The 22,253-nt window shown below is 59.1% G+C and carries 24 protein-coding genes; 13 read left to right on the top strand and 11 right to left on the bottom strand.

The annotated features are described in order from the left end of the window. Positions 1-6 precede the first annotated feature (6 nt). The gene (gene recN / locus AC13RC_RS11735) at positions 7-1,680 is read left to right on the top strand and encodes a DNA repair protein RecN (RefSeq protein WP_183814451.1); all 1,674 of its coding nucleotides are present in this window, start codon (positions 7-9) and stop codon (positions 1,678-1,680) included. Between the two features lie 201 nt (positions 1,681-1,881). Beyond that, positions 1,882-2,514 (top strand): LbetaH domain-containing protein, encoded by a 633-nt coding sequence (locus AC13RC_RS11730; RefSeq protein ID WP_488557332.1) that lies wholly within the window; start codon positions 1,882-1,884, stop codon positions 2,512-2,514. A gap of 108 nt (positions 2,515-2,622) precedes the next feature. Here the strand turns inward: AC13RC_RS11730 and AC13RC_RS11725 are convergent, their stop codons facing one another. Next, positions 2,623-3,282: a CDP-diacylglycerol diphosphatase gene (locus tag AC13RC_RS11725; protein ID WP_488557221.1), complete on the bottom strand. Its 660-nt coding sequence runs from the start codon at positions 3,280-3,282 to the stop codon at positions 2,623-2,625. 427 nt (positions 3,283-3,709) lie between these two features. On the opposite strand from AC13RC_RS11725, the gene ligA reads away from it, so the two are divergent. After that, entirely contained in the window at positions 3,710-5,860 is a 2,151-nt protein-coding gene (gene ligA, locus AC13RC_RS11720) for an NAD-dependent DNA ligase LigA (protein WP_488557220.1), read from the top strand. 42 nt (positions 5,861-5,902) lie between these two features. Here the strand turns inward: ligA and AC13RC_RS11715 are convergent, their stop codons facing one another. Further along, entirely contained in the window at positions 5,903-6,439 is a 537-nt protein-coding gene (locus tag AC13RC_RS11715) for a GNAT family N-acetyltransferase (RefSeq protein WP_113332920.1), read from the bottom strand. Positions 6,440-6,770: 331 nt separating this feature from the next. Between AC13RC_RS11715 and AC13RC_RS11710 the strand changes: the two genes are divergently transcribed. Both AC13RC_RS11710 and AC13RC_RS11705 read left to right on the top strand, forming a co-directional pair. Further along, positions 6,771-7,100 (top strand): ArsR/SmtB family transcription factor, encoded by a 330-nt coding sequence (locus AC13RC_RS11710; protein WP_488557219.1) that lies wholly within the window; start codon positions 6,771-6,773, stop codon positions 7,098-7,100. 38 nt (positions 7,101-7,138) lie between these two features. After that, positions 7,139-7,582, top strand: coding sequence for an SRPBCC family protein (locus tag AC13RC_RS11705; RefSeq protein WP_488557218.1), 444 nt, complete (start codon positions 7,139-7,141; stop codon positions 7,580-7,582). Here AC13RC_RS11705 and AC13RC_RS11700 read toward each other — a convergent pair. Continuing rightward, positions 7,569-7,709: a hypothetical protein gene (locus tag AC13RC_RS11700; RefSeq protein ID WP_162746398.1), complete on the bottom strand. Its 141-nt coding sequence runs from the start codon at positions 7,707-7,709 to the stop codon at positions 7,569-7,571. The two genes, AC13RC_RS11705 and AC13RC_RS11700, sit on opposite strands and share 14 nt — an antisense overlap. A gap of 61 nt (positions 7,710-7,770) precedes the next feature. Here AC13RC_RS11700 and AC13RC_RS11695 point away from each other — a divergent pair, with 61 nt between their 5' ends. Beyond that, positions 7,771-8,265 carry a CreA family protein gene (locus AC13RC_RS11695; RefSeq protein ID WP_488557217.1) on the top strand — a complete coding sequence of 165 codons (495 nt, stop codon included), beginning with the start codon at positions 7,771-7,773 and terminating at the stop codon, positions 8,263-8,265. Positions 8,266-8,534: 269 nt separating this feature from the next. On the opposite strand, the gene AC13RC_RS11690 is transcribed toward AC13RC_RS11695, so the two are convergent. Beyond that, positions 8,535-8,999, bottom strand: a complete 465-nt coding sequence (locus tag AC13RC_RS11690; protein WP_069612836.1) for a chemotaxis protein CheW — start codon at positions 8,997-8,999, stop codon at positions 8,535-8,537. A 454-nt stretch (positions 9,000-9,453) separates the two neighbouring features. Here AC13RC_RS11690 and AC13RC_RS11685 point away from each other — a divergent pair, with 454 nt between their 5' ends. Genes AC13RC_RS11685 through AC13RC_RS11675 form a run of 3 tightly spaced genes read left to right on the top strand, consistent with a single transcriptional unit; the run spans position 9,454 to position 12,111 of the window. Beyond that, entirely contained in the window at positions 9,454-10,056 is a 603-nt protein-coding gene (locus AC13RC_RS11685; RefSeq protein WP_488557216.1) for an SCO family protein, read from the top strand. Positions 10,057-10,063: 7 nt separating this feature from the next. Further along, positions 10,064-11,212 carry an FAD-dependent oxidoreductase gene (locus tag AC13RC_RS11680; RefSeq protein ID WP_488557215.1) on the top strand — a complete coding sequence of 383 codons (1,149 nt, stop codon included), beginning with the start codon at positions 10,064-10,066 and terminating at the stop codon, positions 11,210-11,212. Positions 11,213-11,232: 20 nt separating this feature from the next. Further along, the gene (locus AC13RC_RS11675; RefSeq protein WP_145316748.1) at positions 11,233-12,111 is read left to right on the top strand and encodes a 50S ribosomal protein L11 methyltransferase; all 879 of its coding nucleotides are present in this window, start codon (positions 11,233-11,235) and stop codon (positions 12,109-12,111) included. Between the two features lie 200 nt (positions 12,112-12,311). Here AC13RC_RS11675 and AC13RC_RS11670 read toward each other — a convergent pair whose 3' ends face one another. Further along, a complete protein-coding gene (locus AC13RC_RS11670; RefSeq protein ID WP_162711788.1) occupies positions 12,312-12,452 on the bottom strand; it encodes a hypothetical protein in 141 nt (46 codons plus the stop codon). A gap of 344 nt (positions 12,453-12,796) precedes the next feature. On the opposite strand from AC13RC_RS11670, the gene AC13RC_RS11665 reads away from it, so the two are divergent. Continuing rightward, positions 12,797-14,632 carry an aminopeptidase P family protein gene (locus AC13RC_RS11665; protein WP_488557214.1) on the top strand — a complete coding sequence of 612 codons (1,836 nt, stop codon included), beginning with the start codon at positions 12,797-12,799 and terminating at the stop codon, positions 14,630-14,632. Positions 14,633-14,675: 43 nt separating this feature from the next. Here the strand turns inward: AC13RC_RS11665 and AC13RC_RS11660 are convergent, their stop codons facing one another. Then, positions 14,676-14,987 (bottom strand): AzlD family protein, encoded by a 312-nt coding sequence (locus AC13RC_RS11660; RefSeq protein WP_113390616.1) that lies wholly within the window; start codon positions 14,985-14,987, stop codon positions 14,676-14,678. Positions 14,988-14,989: 2 nt separating this feature from the next. Then, complete coding sequence (locus AC13RC_RS11655) at positions 14,990-15,712, bottom strand: AzlC family ABC transporter permease (protein WP_113332928.1); 723 nt, start codon at positions 15,710-15,712, stop codon at positions 14,990-14,992. Positions 15,713-15,946: 234 nt separating this feature from the next. Between AC13RC_RS11655 and AC13RC_RS11650 the strand changes: the two genes are divergently transcribed. After that, the gene (locus AC13RC_RS11650) at positions 15,947-16,216 is read left to right on the top strand and encodes a DUF2164 domain-containing protein (RefSeq protein WP_488557213.1); all 270 of its coding nucleotides are present in this window, start codon (positions 15,947-15,949) and stop codon (positions 16,214-16,216) included. A 12-nt stretch (positions 16,217-16,228) separates the two neighbouring features. Here AC13RC_RS11650 and AC13RC_RS11645 read toward each other — a convergent pair whose 3' ends face one another. The 4 genes from AC13RC_RS11645 to AC13RC_RS11630 all read right to left on the bottom strand — a co-directional run bounded on the left by AC13RC_RS11645 (position 16,229) and on the right by AC13RC_RS11630 (position 19,684). Continuing rightward, positions 16,229-16,966, bottom strand: coding sequence for an aminoglycoside phosphotransferase family protein (locus AC13RC_RS11645; RefSeq protein ID WP_488557212.1), 738 nt, complete (start codon positions 16,964-16,966; stop codon positions 16,229-16,231). Positions 16,967-17,068: 102 nt separating this feature from the next. Beyond that, positions 17,069-17,890, bottom strand: coding sequence for a 3-methyl-2-oxobutanoate hydroxymethyltransferase (gene panB / locus AC13RC_RS11640; RefSeq protein ID WP_488557211.1), 822 nt, complete (start codon positions 17,888-17,890; stop codon positions 17,069-17,071). A 1-nt stretch (position 17,891) separates the two neighbouring features. After that, entirely contained in the window at positions 17,892-18,767 is an 876-nt protein-coding gene (gene panC, locus AC13RC_RS11635) for a pantoate--beta-alanine ligase (protein WP_488557210.1), read from the bottom strand. A gap of 212 nt (positions 18,768-18,979) precedes the next feature. Continuing rightward, positions 18,980-19,684, bottom strand: coding sequence for an SDR family oxidoreductase (locus tag AC13RC_RS11630; protein ID WP_113390617.1), 705 nt, complete (start codon positions 19,682-19,684; stop codon positions 18,980-18,982). A 124-nt stretch (positions 19,685-19,808) separates the two neighbouring features. On the opposite strand from AC13RC_RS11630, the gene gcvA reads away from it, so the two are divergent. Next, positions 19,809-20,699: a transcriptional regulator GcvA gene (gcvA, locus tag AC13RC_RS11625; RefSeq protein ID WP_488557209.1), complete on the top strand. Its 891-nt coding sequence runs from the start codon at positions 19,809-19,811 to the stop codon at positions 20,697-20,699. A gap of 153 nt (positions 20,700-20,852) precedes the next feature. Continuing rightward, positions 20,853-22,250 (top strand): hypothetical protein, encoded by a 1,398-nt coding sequence (locus AC13RC_RS11620; RefSeq protein ID WP_488557208.1) that lies wholly within the window; start codon positions 20,853-20,855, stop codon positions 22,248-22,250. Positions 22,251-22,253 lie beyond the last annotated feature (3 nt).

The following is a 22,253-nucleotide window of genomic DNA, read 5'->3' as shown; positions in this document are numbered from 1 at the left end:
GCGCAGATGCTGATCCAGCTTTCGATCCGCGATATCGTATTGATCGAGCGGCTGGATCTTGCCTTCGAGTCCGGACTTTCGGTGTTGACCGGCGAGACGGGTGCGGGCAAATCCATCCTGCTTGACAGTCTGTCGCTTGCCCTTGGCGGGCGCGGCGATGGCGGGCTCGTGCGCCATGGCGAGGATCGCGGCCAGGTGACTGCGGTTTTCGATGTCGGTACACAGCATCCGGCCCGCAAGCTCCTGCGCGAAAATGGCATCGACGATGACGGCGATCTGATTTTCCGCCGTGTGCAGTCCGCCGATGGCCGCACCAAGGCCTTTGTTAACGACCAGGCGCTCAGCGTGCAGCTCATGCGCCAGATCGGCCAGCTTCTCGTCGAAATTCACGGTCAGCATGACGACCGAGCGCTCGTCGATACCGACGCGCACCGCACTTTGCTGGATGCCTTTGCCGGCCTCGCCGAAGAGGCGCAGGAGGTCGGCAGGTTGCACAAAATCTGGCGCGATACCGAGCGCACCTTGAAGAAGCATCGAGAGCAGGTCGAGAAGGCAGCGCGTGAAGCGGACTATCTTCGCGCCTCCGTCGAGGAGCTGGAGAAGCTCTCGCCGCAGGATGGTGAGGAGGATGAGCTGGCTGAGAAGCGCTCGCGGATGATGAAAGCCGAGCGCATTGCGGGGGATATCGCCGAGGCTTCCGAATTCCTCAATGGCAACGCATCGCCCGTGCCGCATATCGCATCGCTGGTGCGCCGATTGGAGCGCAAGAGCCACGAAGCGCCGGGCTTGCTTGAAGATACCGTGGCGCTGCTGGATGCCGCTCTCGATCAGCTGTCCAACGCGCAAATGGAAGTGGAGGCAGCACTCCGCAAAACGGAATATGATCCGCGCGAACTTGAGCGTGTCGAAGAGCGCCTCTTCGCGTTGCGGGGTGCCTCGCGCAAATATTCCGTGCCGGTAACGGAACTGCCAGCCTTGGCCGCACGCATGATTTCGGATCTAGCCGATCTCGACGCCGGCGAAGAGCGACTGGCGCGCCTTGCTGCCGAGCTTTCCGCCGCCAAGGCGGATTATGATGTCGCCGCACGCAATCTGTCGGAGAAACGTCACCATGCCGGCGAGGCTCTGGCCGCAGCCGTCATGGCCGAACTGCCGGCCTTGAAGCTCGAGCGTGCGCGTTTCATGGTGGAGATATCAAGCGATCCAGAAGCTGGGACAGCCGAGGGTATCGACGTTGTCGAATTTCATGTGCAGACCAACCCTGGCACGCGGCCGGGACCGATCACCAAGGTCGCCTCTGGCGGCGAGCTGTCGCGCTTCCTTCTGGCATTGAAGGTTGCGCTTGCCGATCGCGGCTCTGCGCCGACCCTCGTGTTCGACGAAATCGACACTGGTGTCGGCGGCGCGGTCGCGGATGCGATCGGCCAGCGGCTGAAGCGCCTGTCTGATCGCGTGCAGGTGCTGTCGGTCACCCATGCACCGCAGGTCGCTGCCCGCGCTGCAACCCATCTCCTGATCTCCAAGGGACCCGTCGCGGACGGCTCGGAAAAAATTTCCACACGCGTCGCCACCATGGAGCCGAAGGATCGCACCGAGGAAATCGCCCGCATGCTCGCGGGTGCTTCGGTAACCGAAGAGGCGAGGGCGGCTGCCAAGCGCTTGCTGGCCGGTAACGGGTGATCTCTCCTGTGATGTTGTCGGAGCAGATGCCGGTGGCGACTTGCCCGAAGCGGGCATAGCAGCAAGCTCAGCGACTATAGCGCTGAAACGCGCCTGAACCCGTCATCTGCCGTCGGCATCTTGCTTCGGTTTTTCGACGGTCTTGCGTCATATATCCTTCATCGTCCCCGGCTAGGCAGGCCCGGAATCCGGAGACCGTCAATGCACTCAACCACACAACCCAATCGCCCAAAAATCGCAGAAACCGTCATCCACCCGACGGCGAACATAAGGGATTCGAGCATCGGCAGATGCTGTGAGATTTTGGCGGACACATCTCTGCACACTGCCGAACTCGGAGATTTCTCTTACTTGGGGCCGCGCTGCATTGTCGGTGACGCAACGATTGGAAAGTTCTGCGCCATTGCGGCAGAGGTCAGAATTGGCGCTCCCAATCATCCGATGAACCGACCATCCATGCATCGTTTCACCTATTGTCCGGAATATTACGCGGCGGGCGCCGTGCGGGACCACGCCTTTTTCGATCGGCGAAAGGAAGACCGCGCTGTCATCGGCAACGATGTCTGGATTGGTCATGGCGTGATTGTTTTGCCGGGCGTAAAGGTTGGAAACGGCGCCGTGCTTGCAGCGGGCGCGGTCGTCAGCAAAGATGTCCAACCATATACTGTCGTCGGTGGTATTCCCGCCAAGTTCATTCGAGAGCGCTTCACGCGAACCATTGCAGAAAGACTGACGTCCATCGCCTGGTGGGATTGGCCTTTCGAAACCATCATGGAGCGGCTTGCCGATTTTCAGTCAAGTGACATCGAGGCCTTCTGCGAGCGCTGGTCCTGATCCGCTTTTGACGAGTTGGGCGCCCAGCCTTGGCCGTGTCATCTTACGAAATCGGACGGGAGGTTGTGAATGAGTTCGGCCGACGTACGAACTTCTGAGCGACATGCATCAGAGCCGGCATTTGGGATCGATCATATCCTCCGCGGAGCCACGGGATTTGTAAGCCTCGTTTATTCTTGCCAGAATATAGAAACCATGCTGCCCGTCGGGCAATGCAGCGCCAAAGACGCCGACCACGACGTTTTCCATATTTGAACGAGCGCCATCGACACCATCTGCGACGAGCTGCAGCGGGTTCAAATTCGAAAGGTCATCGGCCGTATGGAAAGTTGCCCACCAACCAGCTCGGGTCTTCAAGTCCGTAAACCGGCCGCTTTCAATTTCCGTCGCATGGGCCTTCAAGAGCGCGCGAAAGCGAGGTGTCTCGCACCCCATGTGGATATGAAGCCGATCTTGTGTGCGCCAGCTGGCGGCGTTTATCGCCAGAGCAAAATTCTGTCTCGAAGCCTTCGTTGAGCGCGGATCGATTGCCGATAGCTCTTTCCACGCTTCCTCAAAATAGTTCGGCGCACCCGCGGTCAGAAGGCGTGGGTCTTCGATGCCGGGTACATCGGCGAGCGGTGCAAGGATGGTGCGCTCCTTGTCAGCAGGCTCACGAAGAACAACGTATGAAGACAAAGGGTCCTGCGACTGGACGATCTTGAGGCACGGATATGGCGACCCTGTCAGGGTGGAGTTGATTTCACAGGCTCTGACGACCAGCCCCAAAGCGGAGCGGCTGACGAATGAGCTCATGATCAAGACTGCAACGACGAGGAAAATAGAGAGAACGGTAAGACGGTGCTTCATGCGTGATTTCGAATTTCTGCCAATGATCCAATCACTTCCAGAGATGTGCTTCTCATAATATAGCCTACCTTAAATCCTCTGCGATAGACGCGGAAGAGCCGCTGCCGCAGGAATTGGATAGGGAATTCCACCGGGGCTAACTGGACGCTGATGCTTCCCGCATCTGTAACACCAAGGACGACAGATCACGGCGTAAAGTTGTCGTGAGCAGCGCCGCCACCTTTATCGGTCCGGCAATTGAATTGCAGATTTTTCCCTTTGTTTTTACGTGCCCCGAGCTGAAAACCGCTTCGCACTTTTCGCGGAAGTGCTCTAAAACATCTTCGAAATCGGGGAGTGTAGATTCATGAGCACCGAACAGAAGCCCGTCGAGGATTTGACCGAGGAGGAAGCGGCCGCGGCGCTTGCCTACCTGGCTGCGGAGATCGCGCGCAACGACGCGCTTTATCATGGCAGGGATGCGCCGGAGATTTTGGATGCCGAATATGATGCGCTGAAGCGGCGCAACGACGAGATCGAGGCGCGGTTTCCCGCATTGATTCGCGCCGACAGCCCGTCGCGACGGGTCGGCGCTGCGCCATCTGAGACGTTTGCTCCCGTTGTCCATGCAAGGCCGATGCTCTCGCTCGACAACACGTTCTCACAGGAGGATGTCGAGGATTTCGTCGCCGGCGTCTATCGTTTCCTCGGTCGCTTGCCGGATAATTCGATCGCCTTTACTGCCGAGCCGAAGATCGACGGACTTTCCATGTCGATCCGTTACGAGAATGGCCGCATGGTCAGCGCGGCGACGCGCGGCGATGGTACGACAGGCGAGAATGTTACGGCCAATATCAGGACCATTAAGGAAATCCCTCAGACTTTGCCAGCAGGCGCTCCCTCCGTCGTCGAAGTGCGGGGTGAGGTCTATATGGCCAAGAGCGATTTCCTGGCGCTCAATGCACAGATGGAGGCCGAGGGCAAGCAGACCTATGTCAATCCCCGCAATACGGCCGCCGGATCGCTGCGTCAGCTCGATGCGAAGGTGACGGCGAGCCGCAAGCTGAAGTTCTTCGCCTATGCCTGGGGCGAGATGTCCGACATGCCGGCGGATACGCAATACGGTATGGTGCAGACCTTCAAATCCTGGGGCTTTCCCGTCAATCCGCTGATGGAGCGGCTAAGTTCGGTCGCCGACATTCTCGGCCACTACGAGGAGATCGGCCTGCAGCGGCCGGATCTCGATTATGATATCGACGGTGTCGTCTATAAGGTCGATAGCCTGGAATTGCAGGCCCGCCTTGGTTTCCGCTCGCGCTCGCCGCGCTGGGCGACTGCGCATAAATTCCCGGCGGAACAGGCCTTCACACGTCTGGTCGGCATCGACATCCAGGTCGGCCGCACTGGTGCGCTGACACCGGTTGCGCGACTGGAGCCGATCACGGTTGGCGGTGTTGTCGTAACCAATGCGACTCTGCACAATGCCGATTACATCAAGGGCATCGGCAACAAGGGCGAGCCGATCCGCGATGGCCGCGATATCCGCGTCGGCGACATGGTAATCGTACAGCGGGCGGGCGATGTCATCCCGCAGATCGTCGACGTTGTGCTCGAGAAGCGGGAGGCGTCGAGCGCGCCTTACGAGTTCCCCAAAGTCTGTCCGGTCTGCGGCAGCCACGCGGTGCGCGATATCAATGAGAAGACCGGGAAGGTCGATGCCGTCACCCGCTGTACCGGCGGCTTTATCTGCCGCGCGCAGGCGACCGAACATCTCAAGCATTTCGTCTCGCGCAATGCCTTCGATATCGAGGGGCTCGGCTCCAAGCAGATCGATTTCTTTTTCGAGAGCGAGGATCCGGCGCTGCAGATAAAGACCGCGCCTGACATCTTCACCCTGGAAAAGCGTCAGCAGGCGTCACTGACGAAGCTTGAGAATATCGAAGGTTTCGGCAAGGTCAGTGTCGGCAAACTTTATGCCGCGATCAACGAGCGGCGCCAGATCGCCCTGCATCGCTTTATCTTCGCGCTTGGCATCCGCCACGTCGGCGAGACGACGGCCAAGCTTCTGGCGCGCTCCTACGGCACCTACGAAGCCTTCGAAACAGCGATGAAGGAAGCCGCGCCGCTTGCCGGCGACGCGTGGAACGATCTTAACAATATCGAGGGCATCGGCGAGGTGGTGGCGCGAGCCATCGTTGAATTCTACAAGGAACCGCGCAATACGCAGGTAATCGCGAAGCTTTTGGAGGAGGTTCAGCCTCAAGAAGCGGAGCAGCCGGTGACCTCAGGCAGTCCCGTCGCCGGCAAGACCGTCGTCTTTACCGGTTCGCTGGAAAAGTTCACCCGCGACGAGGCCAAGGCGAAGGCTGAGAGCCTGGGAGCCAAGGTTTCCGGCTCAGTGTCGAAGAAGACCGATATCGTCGTGGCCGGACCAGGTGCCGGTTCCAAACTCGACAAGGCGCGCGAGTTCAATGTCCAGGTCATGACCGAGGACGAGTGGCTGGATTTGATCGGCTGATGATGGTCGGCGGCGGAATCATATCCGCCGCCGTGTGATTGCTTAGAATCTCAGCCGCGCCATCGTGAACGCATCCACGTATTCGCCATTGCGGAAACCGAAGGCACGTAGACGCCCCTCGGTTTCGAATCCGAATTTCTCGTAGAGGCCGATCGCCCGCGCATTGTCGACATAGACGGTCAATTCCAGACGCTTGATGGCGAGCCAGTTATCGGCGGTATCGATGAGAGCGCCCAACAGCGCGGAGCCGACGCCGCAGCCGGTGAAATCGTCGTGCACGCCCATGCCAATGCTAGCGCTGTGAGCCCGCCGGCCGGCAAGGCGGTTCATGCCGGCATTGCCGACGACCTTTCCGTCCACCTCCGCCACGAGGCGGGTGGCGCTGGGGTCGTGCTTGTCCAGCCATCGCTGCGTGTCTTCGACGCTTTGAAACGGCAGGCGAAGCGTGCCGGCGCGGAAACCCGGAAGATTGGCGATGATTGCGATTGCCTCGGCATCGGATGGGCGGGTTGCACGGACCGTTACCGGGCCGACCTTGCCTGATCGTCGTTTGGCGGGTTCTTGCTCTTCGAAAGACATGGGCTCTCCTTGATATTGATGAGGAGAGCAAGGAGGCTTCAACCCTGCTCGCCTCGGCAGGGTTGAGATGGATCGCGGTCAGCTTAGCGCAACACGGCTTCCACTCGCCCTGCAAGGGGAGAGATGGTGTGAAGGTGCATCACGATTGTGCGGTTTGCGATCATGGGTGGATGATCCGACGCGATGCGGAAGTTGTCAATCGTTGCTTGCATAAATCCCTTGATGGAACCGCCGTCGCCCCACGGCGCGATGGGGTTGCTTCGCTTCACATATCACTTGACAGGCAACCATTTGGTTGCCTATAAACAAAGAAAGGCAACCAAATGGTTTCATGTCCGTGGATGATGATGCGATCTTCAAGGCGCTGGCGGATGCCAGCCGGCGACAATTGCTCGACAGGCTCCATGAGCGCAATGGACAGACTCTGAACGCGCTCTGCGAGGATCTGAACATGAGCCGCCAGGCGGTTGCCAAGCATCTTGCCATTCTGGAAGAGGCCAATCTGATCTCCACGGAGAAGCAAGGACGCGAGAAGCTGCATTTCATCAACGCCGTCCCAATCAACGGCATCGCCGAACGCTGGATCAACAAGTTCGAACAGCGGCATCTGAATACGCTTTCGGCCTTGAAAAAGGCGCTGGAAGGCGGGGGTGGGCCCTGAGCTCAAGAAGCAATAAAATTCAAACAAGGAGAAATGGCATGACTGGAAGCAAATTCGTCTACGTCACCTTCATCCGCACCACGCCGGAAAAGCTCTGGTCGGCGCTGACCACGCCGGAATTCATCAAGCAATATTGGTTCGATATGGTCCACGACACCGAGTGGAAGGTTGGATCGCCGTGGAAAATGCTCTTTCCGGATGGCCGGGTTGCCGATGCGGGAGATATTGCCGAGTTCGATCCGCCTCGGCGGCTCGCGATCAACTGGCGCAACGAGTGGCGCCCGGATCTGAAGGCCGAAGGCTGGTCGCGCTGCGTGATGGAGCTGGAGCCGTCGGACGGTGTGGTGAAGCTGACCGTTGCCCACACGATCGAGGTTGAAAACTCCAAGTTTATCGAGGCGGTCTCCGGTGGCTGGCCGAAGATCCTGTCCAACCTCAAGTCGTTGCTGGAAACCGGAACGGTCGCAATCAGCCAGAAGTGAGATGGCGCACTGCCTGCATGTGTTCGGACGCCGTTGCTTTGGCGGCGGCGTCCATTGTGTGGATCGCCGCAGCATCGATCGTGAAGCGTTGCACGCGGATATAGGCGTCCCATCTTGCATCGCTCATGGACCATCTTACCTTAGCCATGCCGCTCTTGCTCCCGGCGCCTGTTGTTAGAGGATGATCGATGCGTTCCCCCAAACTCTTTGCCGCCATTGCCGCGTCATTTCTGGCCGTAACCCCAATTTCCGCTTCCGCCGAAATTGTCGGCAAGGTCGGGGTGGACTGGACGGGCAATGATATTCTGGTCGATGCCGTTCCGGACCCCGAAGTCTCGGGCATCACTTGCCATGTGACCTATTTCGATCGCAGCGTGATCGACCGGTTGCGCAAGGGCAACTGGTTCGAAGATCCTTCCAATAATTCCATCGCTTGCCGTCAAACCGGTCCGATCGAGATCGGTGATATCAACCTGTCTCAGAGCGGTGAGGAGGTATTTCGCGCCGGGCTTTCGCTCATCTGGAAGAAGCTGGTTGTCACCCGCATTTACGACAAGAAGAATGACACGCTCGTCTATCTCATCCATTCGCGCCAGCTGACGGATGGCTCTGCCAAGATGGCCATTTCGGCGATCCCCTTGTTCGGCCAGCAGGTTACGTGGAAGAATGGCAAGCCGAAATAACGGTATCAACGTACCTCAAAAATAACCCGTAGAAAGATAATACCAAAAAAAGTCATACTCTTGGGTTGTCGAATTCCTTCTAGTTGCTTTCGGTTTGCACCTTTTTGATGCAATTTCGAAGGCGAACAGGGAGGCGACTCTCGCCCCTGTTCACGGCCTGCAAGACCGTGTGATTGGCTACACCCCTGCCAAAACCGGTTGTATAAAAAGCGATCGCCCTGGAGTTTGGCTCCAGGGCGATCTTCTTTGGGTAAGCTAACTTATTGAAATCAGGCTGCCTGTGCCAACTGATCCGCAATGACCGTATCGAGGTTGAGGAAGCAGACCATGGTCTTTTCCAATGCCACGATGCCGCGGCAAAAGGCGCGCTGTGCTTCGGGGATGATTTCCGGAGCTGGCTGCAGATCTTCACTTTTGATCGACATCATATCCGAGACCTGTTCGACCAGCAGGCCGACCAGCTTGCCGGCAATATCCGTGACGATGATTGCGGAACGCTCCGAAGGTTCCGTCATCTTCATGCCGAGGCGGCAGGCCATGTCGATGACCGGGATCACGGCGCCGCGCAGGTTGATGAGGCCGAGCACGTAAGGCGGCGTATGCGGCATCGGCGTCACAGGAGCCCAGCCACGGATTTCGCGGATGGCCATGATGTCGATGCAGAACTCCTGATCGCCAAGGTGAAAGGAGACGATTTCCAGATAGGTGCCCGATTGCTTGATGGCGTTCGTCATATTCGAGAACTTCCCGTTTGGCATCGCCGCGCAAGCGACGCTCGCGATTGAAGAGAGAGATCGGCTGGAGCGGCTTGGGCAGCGGCAGCATCCGGTGCTTCGGCGAAAGATACGCCTGGCGTTCCGGCGGGCGTCATGCCCTTCTGGAATAAAGAGGTTTGCCGCGCTTTCGGGCGGCGAGTGAGGTCGAATTCGGCCTTTGCTGCAGATGTTGGCGCGGACTGGTTAGGATTGGTTTAACATGAAAACAGATTTTGTTTCTCCGGCCCAAGAAGAGCGGCGAAATGGAGCGATCAAGGCTTGGAAAACCCCGGAACCACATACTGCGACGATTTCGGCCTCCTCTGAACATCTTCTTGAATTGCGTCCTCCACTTCGAGCCGTTACATCGGCTAGCAGGTCGATTGCACCGTGCTTTCGGCGCAATTGTCCGTATCGGTGAGGAATAGCATTCATGAGAAGCGTGCGGATTGCAGTTTGGGTGGCCGTATTGATCGTGGCCGGACTATTGGGCTGGTTTAGCTTTGGCGGCGGCAAGTCGCCGGAAGTCACGTCATCTGGGCCTTATGGCGTGCCCTTTACCCTCGTATCGCAGAGCGGCCAGCCGATCAGCGAGCAGGCGTTCCGCGGCAAGCCGTCAGCTGTTTTCTTCGGCTATACCCATTGCCCCGATGTCTGCCCGACGACGCTGTTCGAGCTGAATGCCTGGCTGCAGAAAGTGGATCCCGACGGGAGCAAACTCAATGCCTATTTCGTGACTGTTGATCCCGAGCGCGATACGCCCGCCATCATGGACCAATATGTCTCCAACGTATCGAAGCGCATCACCGGAATTTCTGGAGACCCCGCCAAGGTGATGGATATGGTCAAGGGCTTCCGTGTCTATGCCAAGAAAGTGCCGGTCGACGATAAGCAACCGGATGGCGACTATACGATGGATCACACCGCTTCCGTCTTCCTGCTGGATTCGCAGGGCCGCTTTGCCGGAACCATCGCTTATGAGGAGGATCCGGACGTGGCGGTGAAGAAGCTGGAGAACCTGGTCAAGAAGGGATAGGACCTGCATGGGCGAGGGGACTGGTGGACAGGGAAAATCCAGATCCATCCTGATCGCAGGAGCTGGGCCGGTCGGCCTTGCCGCCGCCCTTGAGCTCGCCCGTCGCGGCTTCTCGCCGCGTATCGTCGATGACAGCACAGGTCCGACGCCGCTGCAGGAAAGCCGGGCGCTCGGCGTCAACGCCCGCACGCTGACGCTGCTATCTTCTTCCGGTGTTGCGGAGCGCATCATCGCCGCCGCGCAGCCGATCGAGCAGTTTCGGGTCCGCTCGAATAGGAAGATTCTGATCCGGCTAGATACACGAGAGGTGAAAGGTCGCTTCAGCGCTGTTTGTGCCCTGCCGCAGGGAAGTACGGAGCGTGAGCTGATGGAGGCGCTTTCGGCCTACGGCGTCGCGCCCGAATGGCAGACGACAGTGATTGCGGAGGCCATATCGGACCCTCAAAAGCCGGAGCTCACGCTGCGGAGTGCAGATGGCACGTCGGAAACGGTGCGGCCTGACATATTGATCGGCGCCGACGGCGCCCATTCGGCAGTGCGCAAGGCATTAGGTGCCGGCTTCCCGGGCGAGGCGCTGGAGGCTTATTTCTATCTTGCCGATTTTCGCTATGCGGAGGCGGTCGACACGCATTTTGCCGAGATATCGCTCTTCGATCCTGGCATGGTCGGGCACCTGCCTGTTACGACCGACATCATTCGCTATATCTCGACGCTGGAGGATTTCGAAAGCCGCATCGCTCATCCGGCCGCCATTGCCGAAAAGACATGGGCCTCGCAGTTTCGCATCCACTTCCGGCATGTCGAGCCGATGGCCAAGGGCAATGTCTTTCTTGCCGGCGACGCCGCGCATATCCATTCGCCGGCCGGCGCTCGCGGTATGAATCTCGGCATCGAAGATGCCTGCTGGCTTGCCTGGCTCATTGCGGAAGGCCGCGAACAGGAGTATTCGGCCTTGAGAATTCCCGCCGTGAAGCAGGTTTTGAAACAGACCTATGGCTTGACGCGATTGGTGACGATGCAAAGCCCGCTGGCAGTTGCGGCGCGTAATTTCCTTGCGCCGCTATTGCTGCGCTTTGGCCCGGTCCGCCGGCAATTGCTTCGGGGTGTGGCCGGCTATGACACGCCGAAACCGCCCTGGATCGACTGGGCTGAATAAGAACGAGAAAGAGCGACGAGTTGAGTGAAATCCGCCTTTATGTGACGACGACCGAGAAGAAGGCCGGTCAGGTTCTGGACCTGATGACGCCGGTGTTCGAAGACGAAGAATTGCCGATCGCAACGACGGAGATCGATGAAAAGAACGATGTCTGGGAAGCGTCGATCTATCTCTATGCCGCAGATGAGGATGGGGTCCGCGGACGTTTCGAAGCGCTCCTGAAGCCTGCCTTTGCTGATCTCGTCATTCAAAAGGAAGTGCTTCCCGATATCGATTGGATCGCCAAGTCGCTGGAAGGATTGAAGCCGGTGCGTGCAGGCCGTTTCCTCGTGCACGGTTCGCATGATCGCGACAAGGTCGGGCCTAGTGACATCGCCATCGAAATCGAAGCCGGGCAGGCCTTCGGCACCGGTCACCATGGGACGACTGCGGGCTGCCTGGAGACGATCGAAAAGGTTGTTGCGAGCCGCCGCGTGCGCAATGCGCTCGATCTCGGTACGGGCAGCGGGGTGCTGGCGATCGCCGTGCGCAAGCTGCGCAACATTCCGGTTCTGGCAACTGATATCGATCCGGTCGCCGTCCGCGTCGCGAAGGAAAATGTCCGCAGCAACGGCATCGCCTCGGGTGTCACGCTGGAGACCGCGCCGGGATTCCATTCCACGGCCTTTTCCCGCCATGGGCCGTTCGACCTGATCATCGCCAATATTCTGGCGCGCCCGCTCATCAAGATGGCGCCGCAGCTCGTGGCGCATCTGGCACCGGGCGGTTCGGTCATCCTGTCGGGTATCCTTGCCGAGCAGCGGTGGAAGGTTCTCTCCGCCTATAACGGCGCCCACCTGCGCCATGTGCGCACGATCTGGCGCAACGGCTGGGTCACCATCCATCTCGACCGGCCCTAAGCCGGTCACTTCCCGCATCAACAATCGCAAATAAAAAAGGCGGTGCCGAGGCACCGCCTTCAGATCGGTTTTCACCGATCTTGCCCGCGAGCGTGTGGAGGAGGAGTGCTCAAGCGGGCTCTAAGCGTTCTGATCACAATCCGAGAGGGAGGAGGAGAACCGGATTGCGATCGACTTCGAACGCGTAGATCGTAAACTTCTTAACGGCGACCGCCGCGGCTGGCACCGATTGCCTTTGCGGTTTCGACTTCGAGCTGACGAAGCGAGCCGACGGAGTGGCGTACGGTGCGACGCTCGCCAGCCAGCGCCGGGCTAACATATGCGGAGCGAGAGATAGGCATTGTCATAAGTCCTTGGTTTTGAGCTGGTTCTTCGTGAACCCCGTTTGATGCGGCGGATATAGCGACTCGCCCGCCGACGTGGCAGGGGGGAAGCTTCATGGGAGCTATGCGTGATATGCATGTTTCGCGCCGTGAAGTTGTCATATTCGAACTGGCATGCTCACGAAATGGGCGGATTCGTTAACGGCCGCAGTTGGGATGGACTGCTCTCATGTGGTGTGATGTGCCTGTAATCACGCATATCGTCTCAGGGATCGAAAATCACGTCGCACTTCCGATTGTGATGCTCTAACATACTGGCAATATTCGGTTTCACGGAATCTCCACCAGTCTCGGATCAGCTCATGTTTCAGTCTTTCGACGTCACTTCCACCCCGCAATTCGGTCGCGAGCGTGTCGCCAGTTTGCGCGTTGCCTTTGGCGATCTCGGCATTGACGGCTTCCTCGTGCCGCGGGCCGACGAGTATCAAGGCGAGTACGTGCCCAAATGCTCGGAGCGTCTCGCATGGCTCACGGGCTTTACAGGATCGGCGGGTGTTGCGCTTATCACACACTCTCAGGCCGTGGTCTTTGTGGATGGCCGGTATGTGACGCAGCTTGCCGAACAGGTGGACCGCAGCGTCTTTACCGGCGGCGATCTGGTGAACGAGCCGCCGCATGTCTGGCTGCCGCGTCATGCGAAGAAGGGTTTCCGCCTCGGTATCGATCCATGGCTGCATACGGGTGCCGAAGTACGCCGATTGGAAAAGGCGCTGGCCGAGATCGACGGCAAGCTCGTCTTCCTGCCCCATAATCCGCTCGACAAGCTCTGGACGGACCGGCCGGCCGAGCCGTTGGGCAATGTTATCATTCAGGATATCGCTCAGGCCGGTATCCTCGCCAAGGACAAGCTTGCAACGATTGCAAGCGGCCTCAAGGAAAAGAATCTCAAGGCGGCGCTGATTACCGACCCGTCTTCCGTCGCCTGGATCTTCAATATCCGCGGCAGTGACGTGCCGCACACGCCGCATCCTCTGGCTCGCGCCATCATCTATGCCGAAGGAGAAGCGGCGCTCTTCCTCGACAAGCGCAAGACCAAGGTCGAGGCCGAAGCCTATCTCACGCAGATCTGCAAGCAGCTGCCGCCTTCGGAACTCGTCAAGCGCCTGGCCGCTGCGGCTGCAAACGGCGGGCGAATCCTAGTCGACCCGGATCTCGCTTCCTATGCCTTGACCGATATCATCCGTCGGGAAGGTGGAGAGGTCGTTGAGGGCAATGATCCCGCCAAGCTGCCACGCGCCTGCAAGAATGCCGCCGAAATCAACGGATCGGCCGCGGCGCACCTGCAGGATGGGGCTGCGATGGTCGAATTCCTTTATTGGCTGGAGACAAGCAAGCCGGGAACAGTGACGGAAATCGCCGCGGCAGAACGGCTGGAAGCCTGCCGCGCCCGTGTCGGCGAAAGCATGCAGAACCCGCTCAAGGACATCTCCTTTGATACGATCTCCGGTGCCGGCGAGCACGCGGCCATCATGCATTACCGCGTGACCACGGCGAGTGACCGGCTGATCCAGGCAGGCGAGCTGTTCCTCATCGATTCAGGCGCGCAATATATCAACGGTACGACCGACATCACCCGCACCGTTGGCATCGGTGCCGTATCGGAAGAGCACAAGCGTCTCTTCACGCTGGTCCTGAAGGGGATGATTGCCATCAGCACAGCGCGCTTCCCGAAGGGTACGCGCGGTTGCGATCTCGATCCGCTGGCGCGCATCGCGCTCTGGAAGGCGGGCGTCGATTTCGCGCATGGCACCGGCCACGGCGTCGGTTCCTATCTCTCCGTCCATGAAGGCCCGCAGCGCATTGCGCGCCTCGCCGTGCAGGAACTGCTTCCCGGCATGATCCTATCCAATGAACCCGGCTATTATCGTCCTGGTCACTTCGGCATTCGCATCGAAAACCTGATCTATATCCGTGAGCCGGAGGAGATCGAGGGTGGTGACATGCCGATGTTGGGCTTCGAGACTTTGACCTTCTGCCCCATCGATCGCAGCCTGGTGCTGGCGGAACTGCTGACACATGAAGAGCTGCATTGGCTGAACGAGTATCACGCCCGGACGCGCGAAGCGCTGATGCCGCTGATCCATGATCATGACGTACGGGCGTGGCTGGAAAATGCCACGCTCGCGCTCAGCCATTGAGAAATATGGACCTCATCCGATCTCGAAAGGGATGGGGTCCGTCTCAAGCGCCTATGGAATGGCGCCATGCCATGACAACGATCCATCCGGCGACCAGCATATAGGTCGATGGATAGCGCAGGCCGACGAGAAGGGCGGCAAACATTGCCACCTTCGTGTCCCAGCCACCGATGAAGAAGGCGGGTGCGACGAGGGTCGTGAGTACGGCGGCGGGCACGGCATTCAGCGCGGCTTCGACACGCGGTGGAATGCGGGTCATTTTGACGATCAGGATATAGCCGCCGATGCGCGTCAGGAAGGTCACTACCGCTGCAGCCGCAATCAGCAGAACCATATGCGAATTGAAATCGAACATGGTCAGACCTCGTGGCTTTCGTGCGCGATATCAGGCTTGCGATTCGCTTTGACCGGCGGCAGCATTGCGGCAAGCGCGACGCCCGCCAATGCGCCGATGCTGACATGCCAGGGCGAGCCGACATAGCGATGGGCGATGGCTGATGCCACGGCACTGACGGCCACGACAGGCAGGAAGTTGTCGCGCGTGCGGAAGCCCATGACAATGCCGAGGAAATAGACCGGCAGAAGGATATCGAGGCCGATGGCCTTGGGATCGCCGATGAAACTGCCGAGAAGACCGCCGATCAGGCTCACCACCACCCAAGGGATATAGATCACCGCCGCAAAGCCAATGTACCAGGCGAAGGTTACGGGCTTGCCGCTTTCATGGCGCTTGATCGTCTCGGCGAATTGCGGATCGACCAGCAGGAAAAAGGTGAAGAATTTCTCCACTGCGGAAAAGTGCCTGATGTAGCGAGCGATCGCCGCCGAATAGAGCACATGGCGGAAGTTCACGGCGAGGATCGACAGCACGATGAGCCAAGCCTGAACATTGTGGCCGAAGAGGTCGATGCCCACCATTTGGCTGGCGCCGGCATAGACGGTACTGCTCATCAGGGTTAGTTCGCCAAGGGACATGCCCTGATCGCGCGCCAGCGCGCCGAAAAGGGCGCCAAAGGGTGCAGCAGCGAGGCCGACGGGAATGCCGCCCTTCAAGCCTTCAAGAAATTCCGCGCGACTCATGGTCCGCTTTGTCCTTTGCGGGAAATCCGGCGCTCTCGCCAAGATGTCGTGTCGAGGGCGGGCATTCCGCATGGAAGCAACGATGGTTGCACCCTTGCGCATTTGCTGCCGCGCTGTTCAATGGCCGGAGGTGTAAGCCGTGCCTTTAGAGCCAGCAATTGAATTTCCTTGATGGATCAATTGATTTCCTTGATCCAGCACTTGGAGCCGCTCGCAAAAATGGGAGATGGAAAGATGAAGAAGATCACCTTTGCGAAGGAGGAGAAGGCAGCCATGGTCGACCGCCTTCAGCGCTATTTCGCCGACGAGCTGGATCAGACGCTCGGCTCGTTGCCAGCCGAATTCCTGCTCGATTTCTTCACCGCAGAGATCGGGCCTTACTACTACAATCAGGGCTTGCGGGATGCCCATGCGGCATTGATGAGCAAAATGGAGGATTTCGGCGAAGCGATCTATCTTTTGGAGAAGGAAGAGAGCGTCAATTCCCGATCGGCGAAGCCGTAAGGCTATATACGCTTAGTTCGGTGCGCTGCGGCTGATCATTCTTATGAGGTCGTCCGCTTCATCCGAAACGCCTTCGGACAATCGCGCCGCCGCGACATAGGGAAGCCAACCCAAAATGGCAGCACGGTTTTCATTGTCGTAGGCATCCAGATAGGCTGCCGCCAAGTGATTGTCATAGGAATGCATAAGAACATAGCTCCGGCAGACATCTGCGAGGGGATCTCCGCAACAAGCATCGAGCCAATCGATCACGGTTGCGCGCTCGACCGATCCGAGTACATTCCAAGGATGAAAATCGCCATGGCAAAGCTTGTCGCCATCCGGCAGGCGATGAAGCCCCGACAAGAGATGCTGCCGCTGGGTTTTGTTCAATTGCACGGCGCATTCAATGTCGCGATGCAGGCGCGATTTCAGAGCAGGAAGGCCGACCCCGCTATGTTCATGAATTTTTCTATGGGTAGCTGCCAAAACATTCAGATTGGCTAGTGTCTGCAATGGCTTCTGCGTGATCGCTTCACCAAAGGTTCGGCCCTCGATGCGTGTCATGACCAAGCCCCAGCGACCTTCAAACTTGCCAACGCTTTGGACTCTTGGAGCATCGACTCCCAAGTTCTCCAGGATTGCGAGGGTCGCCGCCTCCCGAAAAGCTGCGGCCTTAGATGCGCCGACCTTCCATAGTTTCAAAGCCAGCTCGCCATATTCATAAACTTCCGCCTCCTTACCGGCCCCAAGGAGGCTTCCTAATTTCATGGGTATCATCGTGCCAGCCTCGTTCTGATCGTCTCCAAGGAATTCTGTCGAATATTCGAGCGAAGGGCAAAGTTGGCCGCGGATCGGTTGGTAGCTACTTCGCTACTTCTTCGGCTGAAACGTGTGCTCCAGTGCCGGAAAGGTGCGAGCCTTCACCTCTTCGGCATAGGTTTCCGCGGCTTTCGAGATCATGGGCGCCAGCTCTGCGAAATGCTTGACGAAGCGCGGCTTGAAATCGTTGAACAGGCCGAGCATGTCGTCGGAAACGAGGATCTGGCCATCGCAGGCGGCAGATGCGCCAATGCCGATAGTGGGAATGGCAACGGCGGCGGTAATCTCGCGGGCGAGCGGCTCGATCGTGCCTTCGATCACCATTGCGAAGGCGCCGGCCTCCGAGATCGCCTTGGCGTCATGCCGGATCTTGTCTGCTTCCTTGTCCGAGCGTCCAAGCGAGCGATAACCGCCGGTCGTATTCACCTGCTGCGGCATCAGGCCGACATGGCCGAAGACCGGAATACCGCGAGAGGTCAGGAAGGCCACGGTTTCAGCCATTTCCTCGCCACCCTCCAGCTTCACGCCATCGCAGCCGGTTTCCTTCAGGATGCGCGCGGCACTGCGGAATGCCTGCTCCTTCGATTCCTGATAGGAGCCGAAAGGCAGGTCGACGGTAACGCAGGCATGATTGGCGCCACGCATGACGGCCTTGCCGTGGGCGATCATCATCTCCAGCGTGACGCCGACGGTCGTTTCCATGCCGTAGAGTACCATGCCGAGGGAATCGCCCACGAGAAGCAGGTCGCAATGCGGATCGAGCAGGCGGGCGATCGGTGTCGTATAGGCCGTCAGGCTGACGATCGGGCGCGTGCCCTTCATCGCCTCGATGGCGGCGGGCGTTATGCGCTTGGCATGTCCGACAGTGCTCATCTTAGGCGGCCTTTTCGTTGTTTGATGGTTTGCGGCCGATGACCCGGTTGTCTAGCAGACGAGTGGTACCGATGCGGACGAACAAGGCAATGAGGATTGGCTGCCCCTGCAGTCTGCTCAATGGTTCCAGCGTTTCAGGATGGCGAACGGCGGCGACTTCCACGGTCGCGAGCGGCTCCTTTTCAATGAAAGCGCGCAGCGCCTCTTCGAGTGCGGCGGGGTCATTCACCCCGAGATGATATAGCCGCTCGGCTTCCGCCAATGCTTTGGGAATGATGACGGCAGCGGCACGCTCTTCCTTCGACAGGTAGACATTGCGCGAGGAGAGGGCCAGGCCATCCGCATCGCGAACGGTCGGCACCGGTACGACCCGGACGGGCTGGGCCAGATCCTCGACCATGCGGCGGATGATCGTTACTTGCTGATAATCCTTCTCGCCGAAATAGGCGCTGTCGGGCAGGACGATGTTGAAGAGCTTGGTGACGACGGTGGCAACCCCGGCGAAATGGCCCGGGCGAACTGCGCCTTCCAGCTCTGCGCCAAGTTTCGGCACATCGACCACTGTTTGCATTGGACGCGGATACATATCCGTGACGCCAGGTGCGAAGAGATAGTCAACGCCGGCATCGCGCAACATGGCGCTGTCGCGTTCGAGATCGCGCGGATATTTCGCTAGATCCTCATTGGCGCCGAACTGCAGCGGATTGACGAAAATGGAGGTGACGACGACGTCGTTCTCGGCCTTAGCGCGGGCGACGAGTTCCATGTGGCCGGCATGCAGGTAGCCCATGGTAGGCACCAGGCCGATGCGCCTGCCGGCTTTGCGGTGTTCGCCAAGCCGTTCGCGTAGAGCGGCTATCGTGTGAACGATCTCCATCGTGGCACTCCTCCCCAAGCAATTCGTTTCCGCATTGCCTGTTTCCATCCCTCAAAATTGCCGGGACTTCTAACGTGTGCAGTGCAGAAAGGCAATTCGCCCGCACTCGGCCAACCCAAGGCGATTTAATCTCCGCTATCGCGCTCCAAACAAAATCGCTCTCCCAACCGGTGCCTGAGAGAGCGAAAGCGAGATAACGCTGTCTTACGCAGCTAGACCGAGCGCATCAGGCCACCGTCGACCTTGAGATTCTGACCGGTGATGTAGCCGGCGCCGTCTGAGGCGAGGAAGGCGACGGTGGCGGCGATCTCTGCGCTGGTGCCGTAGCGCCGCATCGGCACGCTGTCGCGGCGTTCTTCGGTCGCCGGCAGGCTGTCGATCCAGCCGGGCAGGACGTTGTTCATCCGCACATTGTCGGCGGCGTAGGTGTCGGCGAAAATCTTCGTATAGGAGGCAAGGCCAGCCCGGAATACCCCCGAGGTCGGGAACATTGGCGACGGCTCGAATGCCCATGCCGTGGAGATGTTGATGATCGCGCCGGTTTTCTGCTTCTGCATGATGGGGGCGATGAGGCGTGTCGGACGGATGACGTTCATGAGATAGACATCGAGGCCGGTGTGCCATTGCTCGTCGGTAATCTCGAGGAGCGGGGCGCGCGGGCCGTGGCCGGCGCTGTTGACGAGCACATCGATGCGCGCCCATTTTTCCATCGTCGCATCGACCAGGCGCTTGAGATCGTCGTTAGATTGGTTGGAGCCGGTAACGCCGATACCGCCAAGCTCCTGAGCCAGCGCCTCACCCTTTCCGGAGGAGGAGAGGATGGCGACATGGAAGCCATCGGCGGCAAGACGTCTGGCGCTTTCGGCGCCCATGCCGCTGCCGCCCGCTGTGATAATAGCCACTTTTTCTATCGACATGGGTCCTTCCTCCTTCATCTCGTTCCACTGGAACCGATTGCTTCGAAACTACCGATGAAATATCATTACCCTCGCGCGAGAGCGAAGCAGATAAATTCCCGTTTGCCAGTAGAAAAACTATCGCATGAATGGTTCGCCCGGTAAACTTCCCTCTCTGAATGGCCTAAAGGCATTCGAAGTGGCTGCACGCCATCACAGCTTCAAGCTGGCGGCCGAGGAGCTGGGGGTTACGCAAGGAGCGGTGGCTCAACAGGTGAGAGGGCTGGAGGCGGAGCTGGGCGTAAAGCTGTTCGAGCGGATGCCGCGGTCTTTGGTGCTAACGGGCGAGGGGCGGGGCTATATCGCCGATATCAGGCGCGCTTTCGAAATCATCGCTCAAGCGACCAGCGACCTCGAGCCGCAACCCGTAAGGCTAACCATCAGCACCACGCCGACATTCGCATCGAAATGGCTGATCCCGCGCCTGCCGGATTTTACGGCTCGTCATCCCGATCTCGATCTTCATATCCTCGCCACGGACCGTATGTCGGGCTTTCAAGCGGATGGAGTGGATCTTGCCGTTCGATATGGGCGACCGCCTTTCGGGCCGGGGTTGGCGACCGAACTGCTTTTCGAGCAAGAGATCATCGCCGTTTGCAGCCCGACGCTGCTGCATCACCGAAAGTCACCGAAGACGGCGGAAGAGCTCGCCGACTATGCACTTCTCCATGACGCCCATAATTCCTGGCCAGAATTTATCGACAAGCATTTCGGGCGGGCAGTCCACGCCTCCTATAAAGGGATCAGCTTCAACCAGACATCGCATGCGATCGAAGCGGCCATTGCGGGGCAGGGAATCGTCCTCGCCAACCGCGATTTCGTGGCGCGAGATATGGTGGAAGGCCGTCTAACGCAGGTTATCCAGGGGTCGCTAAGCGGTCCATCCGACTTCTATCTCGTCTGGCCGCGCTATCGCAAATCCGCAGCGCTTGAGACGGTGATCGACTGGATGAGGGGAGAAGCGAGCAGGAAATAGCGGATACCGCTTGGTGGTGCGACCGTGGAAGTTTTCATCGCTGGAAGGCCGCCGGCTGGCAACGTGGCGCATCAAGCGCGATCGCGCTGCCGAATGCTGCAATTGCCTTCCGGGGTTAGCGCTTTCCTCAATCTTTTCCTGTTAGCTGCCGCCATGGCAAAGATCGTGGCGTTGGCTGCATATTTCTATCAGGCTGCAGTGGCTTTCGGGCTGCTGATCGCGGTGGCACATCTGCTGGCTCCGGCGGACTATGCGGCCTATTCGCTGTTCATCTCGATCAGCCAGTTTGCAGCGATCCTCTGCTTCGAGTGGGTTCGCTTTGCCTGCAGTCGCTTCTATCCGGGGCAGGGGCTAGGGAGCGAGGCGCTGGAGCGCAAGGCGCTGACGGTAGAATTCGCGGCATGCTCGGCAATCTGCCTGATCGCCGCTTCCGTCTCGATCCTCTTTTCGGTCTCGGCAGAGATTGCCGTGCTTGGCGGCCTGGTTGCGATCTTCCAGGGCGGGAGCGACCTGCATCTCACCATGCTGCGCTTCCGTCAGGAATTTCGCGTCTTTTCGCGGCTGCAGGGGTCGCGCGCGACGATTCTGGCAATCGGCACGCTTGCGGGCGCTGCCGTTGCTCCGACTTTCACATGCACCGTCCTCGGTCTGATGGCCGGCTATCTTGCCTATGGGCTCCTTGCCGCTTTTCTGAGCCGCAACAGTCTTCACGAGGCGGCTTCGTTCGAGAAGGCACTGGTACGCAAGCATTTCGTCTATGGCAGCGTTGCCGCGAGCGCCTCCATTATCGGCATGTTGACGCCGTTGGGATTGAAATCGATTCTCACGGCCACGCTGGGAGCGGGTGGCGCTGCCGGCGCACTTCTGGCGCTTGATTTGCTGCAGAGACCCTTCGTTCTGATCGTCTCTGCGCTGCAGGCCATTCAATATCCCGATGTCGTCACGACCTATGATCGCGATGGGCGAACCCCTGCCTTTGCCAAGCAGCTTGGGGAATATTACTCGCTGCTGACCGGTTTGACGCTGATGACCGCCGCCGGCATTTTCGCGCTGCTACAGCCGGTCGGGCAATTGGTCATTGCCGCCGGTTTGCGCAAGGAGTTTCTTGCCGTCGCCCCCTTTGTCATCGGCCTTGCGACATGCCGCGCGCTGACGGCCAACATGATGCCCACCCCGGCGCATCTGCAGCATCGGCTATTGACGATCTTCCTGCTCGCGGCGCTGGATTGCGCGCTGCTGAATGCGGGCACGCTCATCGGCGGTTATCTCGGTTTCTTCGGCGATGCTGGCCTCATGGCCGGCGGCATGATTGGCGCGCTTTGTGCCATGACGATCGGCGTCAAGGTGATGATGTCTCTTGCCTTCGATTTCGTCTGGCCGCCCGTCGTTCTGTCGGGCATCGGGCTGGCGTTGCCGGTGCTGGCAACTGCCGGTTTTGGCTATTCGCTCTGGATATCTGTGGCTATCGGCGTTGTCGGGGGCGCGCTCTTCTGCCTGCTCGGCCTCTACACCTATTTCGTCACCATGTTTCGGCCGCAGTCCCGGTCCTGAAAT

It is taken from the genome of Martinezella sp. CNPSo 3890 (assembly GCF_057784455.1).
The sequence above is the reverse complement of the archived record's forward strand: the minus strand, read 5'-3'. Positions and strand labels throughout refer to the sequence as shown.

Coding starts and splice junctions, on each gene's coding strand:
- AC13RC_RS11710 (WP_488557219.1), top strand. CDS start 6,771: ATGTCCGTGGATGATGATGCGATCTTCAAGGCGCTGGCGGATGCCAGC.
- AC13RC_RS11690 (WP_069612836.1), bottom strand. CDS start 8,999: ATGACGAACGCCATCAAGCAATCGGGCACCTATCTGGAAATCGTCTCC.
- AC13RC_RS11650 (WP_488557213.1), top strand. CDS start 15,947: ATGAAGAAGATCACCTTTGCGAAGGAGGAGAAGGCAGCCATGGTCGAC.
- AC13RC_RS11715 (WP_113332920.1), bottom strand. CDS start 6,439: ATGTCTTTCGAAGAGCAAGAACCCGCCAAACGACGATCAGGCAAGGTC.
- gcvA (WP_488557209.1), top strand. CDS start 19,809: ATGAATGGTTCGCCCGGTAAACTTCCCTCTCTGAATGGCCTAAAGGCA.
- AC13RC_RS11655 (WP_113332928.1), bottom strand. CDS start 15,712: ATGAGTCGCGCGGAATTTCTTGAAGGCTTGAAGGGCGGCATTCCCGTC.
- AC13RC_RS11680 (WP_488557215.1), top strand. CDS start 10,064: ATGGGCGAGGGGACTGGTGGACAGGGAAAATCCAGATCCATCCTGATC.
- recN (WP_183814451.1), top strand. CDS start 7: ATGCTGATCCAGCTTTCGATCCGCGATATCGTATTGATCGAGCGGCTG.
- panB (WP_488557211.1), bottom strand. CDS start 17,890: ATGAGCACTGTCGGACATGCCAAGCGCATAACGCCCGCCGCCATCGAG.
- AC13RC_RS11700 (WP_162746398.1), bottom strand. CDS start 7,709: ATGAGCGATGCAAGATGGGACGCCTATATCCGCGTGCAACGCTTCACG.
- AC13RC_RS11685 (WP_488557216.1), top strand. CDS start 9,454: ATGAGAAGCGTGCGGATTGCAGTTTGGGTGGCCGTATTGATCGTGGCC.
- AC13RC_RS11660 (WP_113390616.1), bottom strand. CDS start 14,987: ATGTTCGATTTCAATTCGCATATGGTTCTGCTGATTGCGGCTGCAGCG.
- AC13RC_RS11670 (WP_162711788.1), bottom strand. CDS start 12,452: ATGCCTATCTCTCGCTCCGCATATGTTAGCCCGGCGCTGGCTGGCGAG.
- AC13RC_RS11705 (WP_488557218.1), top strand. CDS start 7,139: ATGACTGGAAGCAAATTCGTCTACGTCACCTTCATCCGCACCACGCCG.
- AC13RC_RS11695 (WP_488557217.1), top strand. CDS start 7,771: ATGCGTTCCCCCAAACTCTTTGCCGCCATTGCCGCGTCATTTCTGGCC.
- AC13RC_RS11665 (WP_488557214.1), top strand. CDS start 12,797: ATGTTTCAGTCTTTCGACGTCACTTCCACCCCGCAATTCGGTCGCGAG.
- panC (WP_488557210.1), bottom strand. CDS start 18,767: ATGGAGATCGTTCACACGATAGCCGCTCTACGCGAACGGCTTGGCGAA.
- AC13RC_RS11620 (WP_488557208.1), top strand. CDS start 20,853: ATGGCAAAGATCGTGGCGTTGGCTGCATATTTCTATCAGGCTGCAGTG.
- AC13RC_RS11730 (WP_488557332.1), top strand. CDS start 1,882: ATGCACTCAACCACACAACCCAATCGCCCAAAAATCGCAGAAACCGTC.
- ligA (WP_488557220.1), top strand. CDS start 3,710: ATGAGCACCGAACAGAAGCCCGTCGAGGATTTGACCGAGGAGGAAGCG.
- AC13RC_RS11630 (WP_113390617.1), bottom strand. CDS start 19,684: ATGTCGATAGAAAAAGTGGCTATTATCACAGCGGGCGGCAGCGGCATG.
- AC13RC_RS11645 (WP_488557212.1), bottom strand. CDS start 16,966: ATGAAATTAGGAAGCCTCCTTGGGGCCGGTAAGGAGGCGGAAGTTTAT.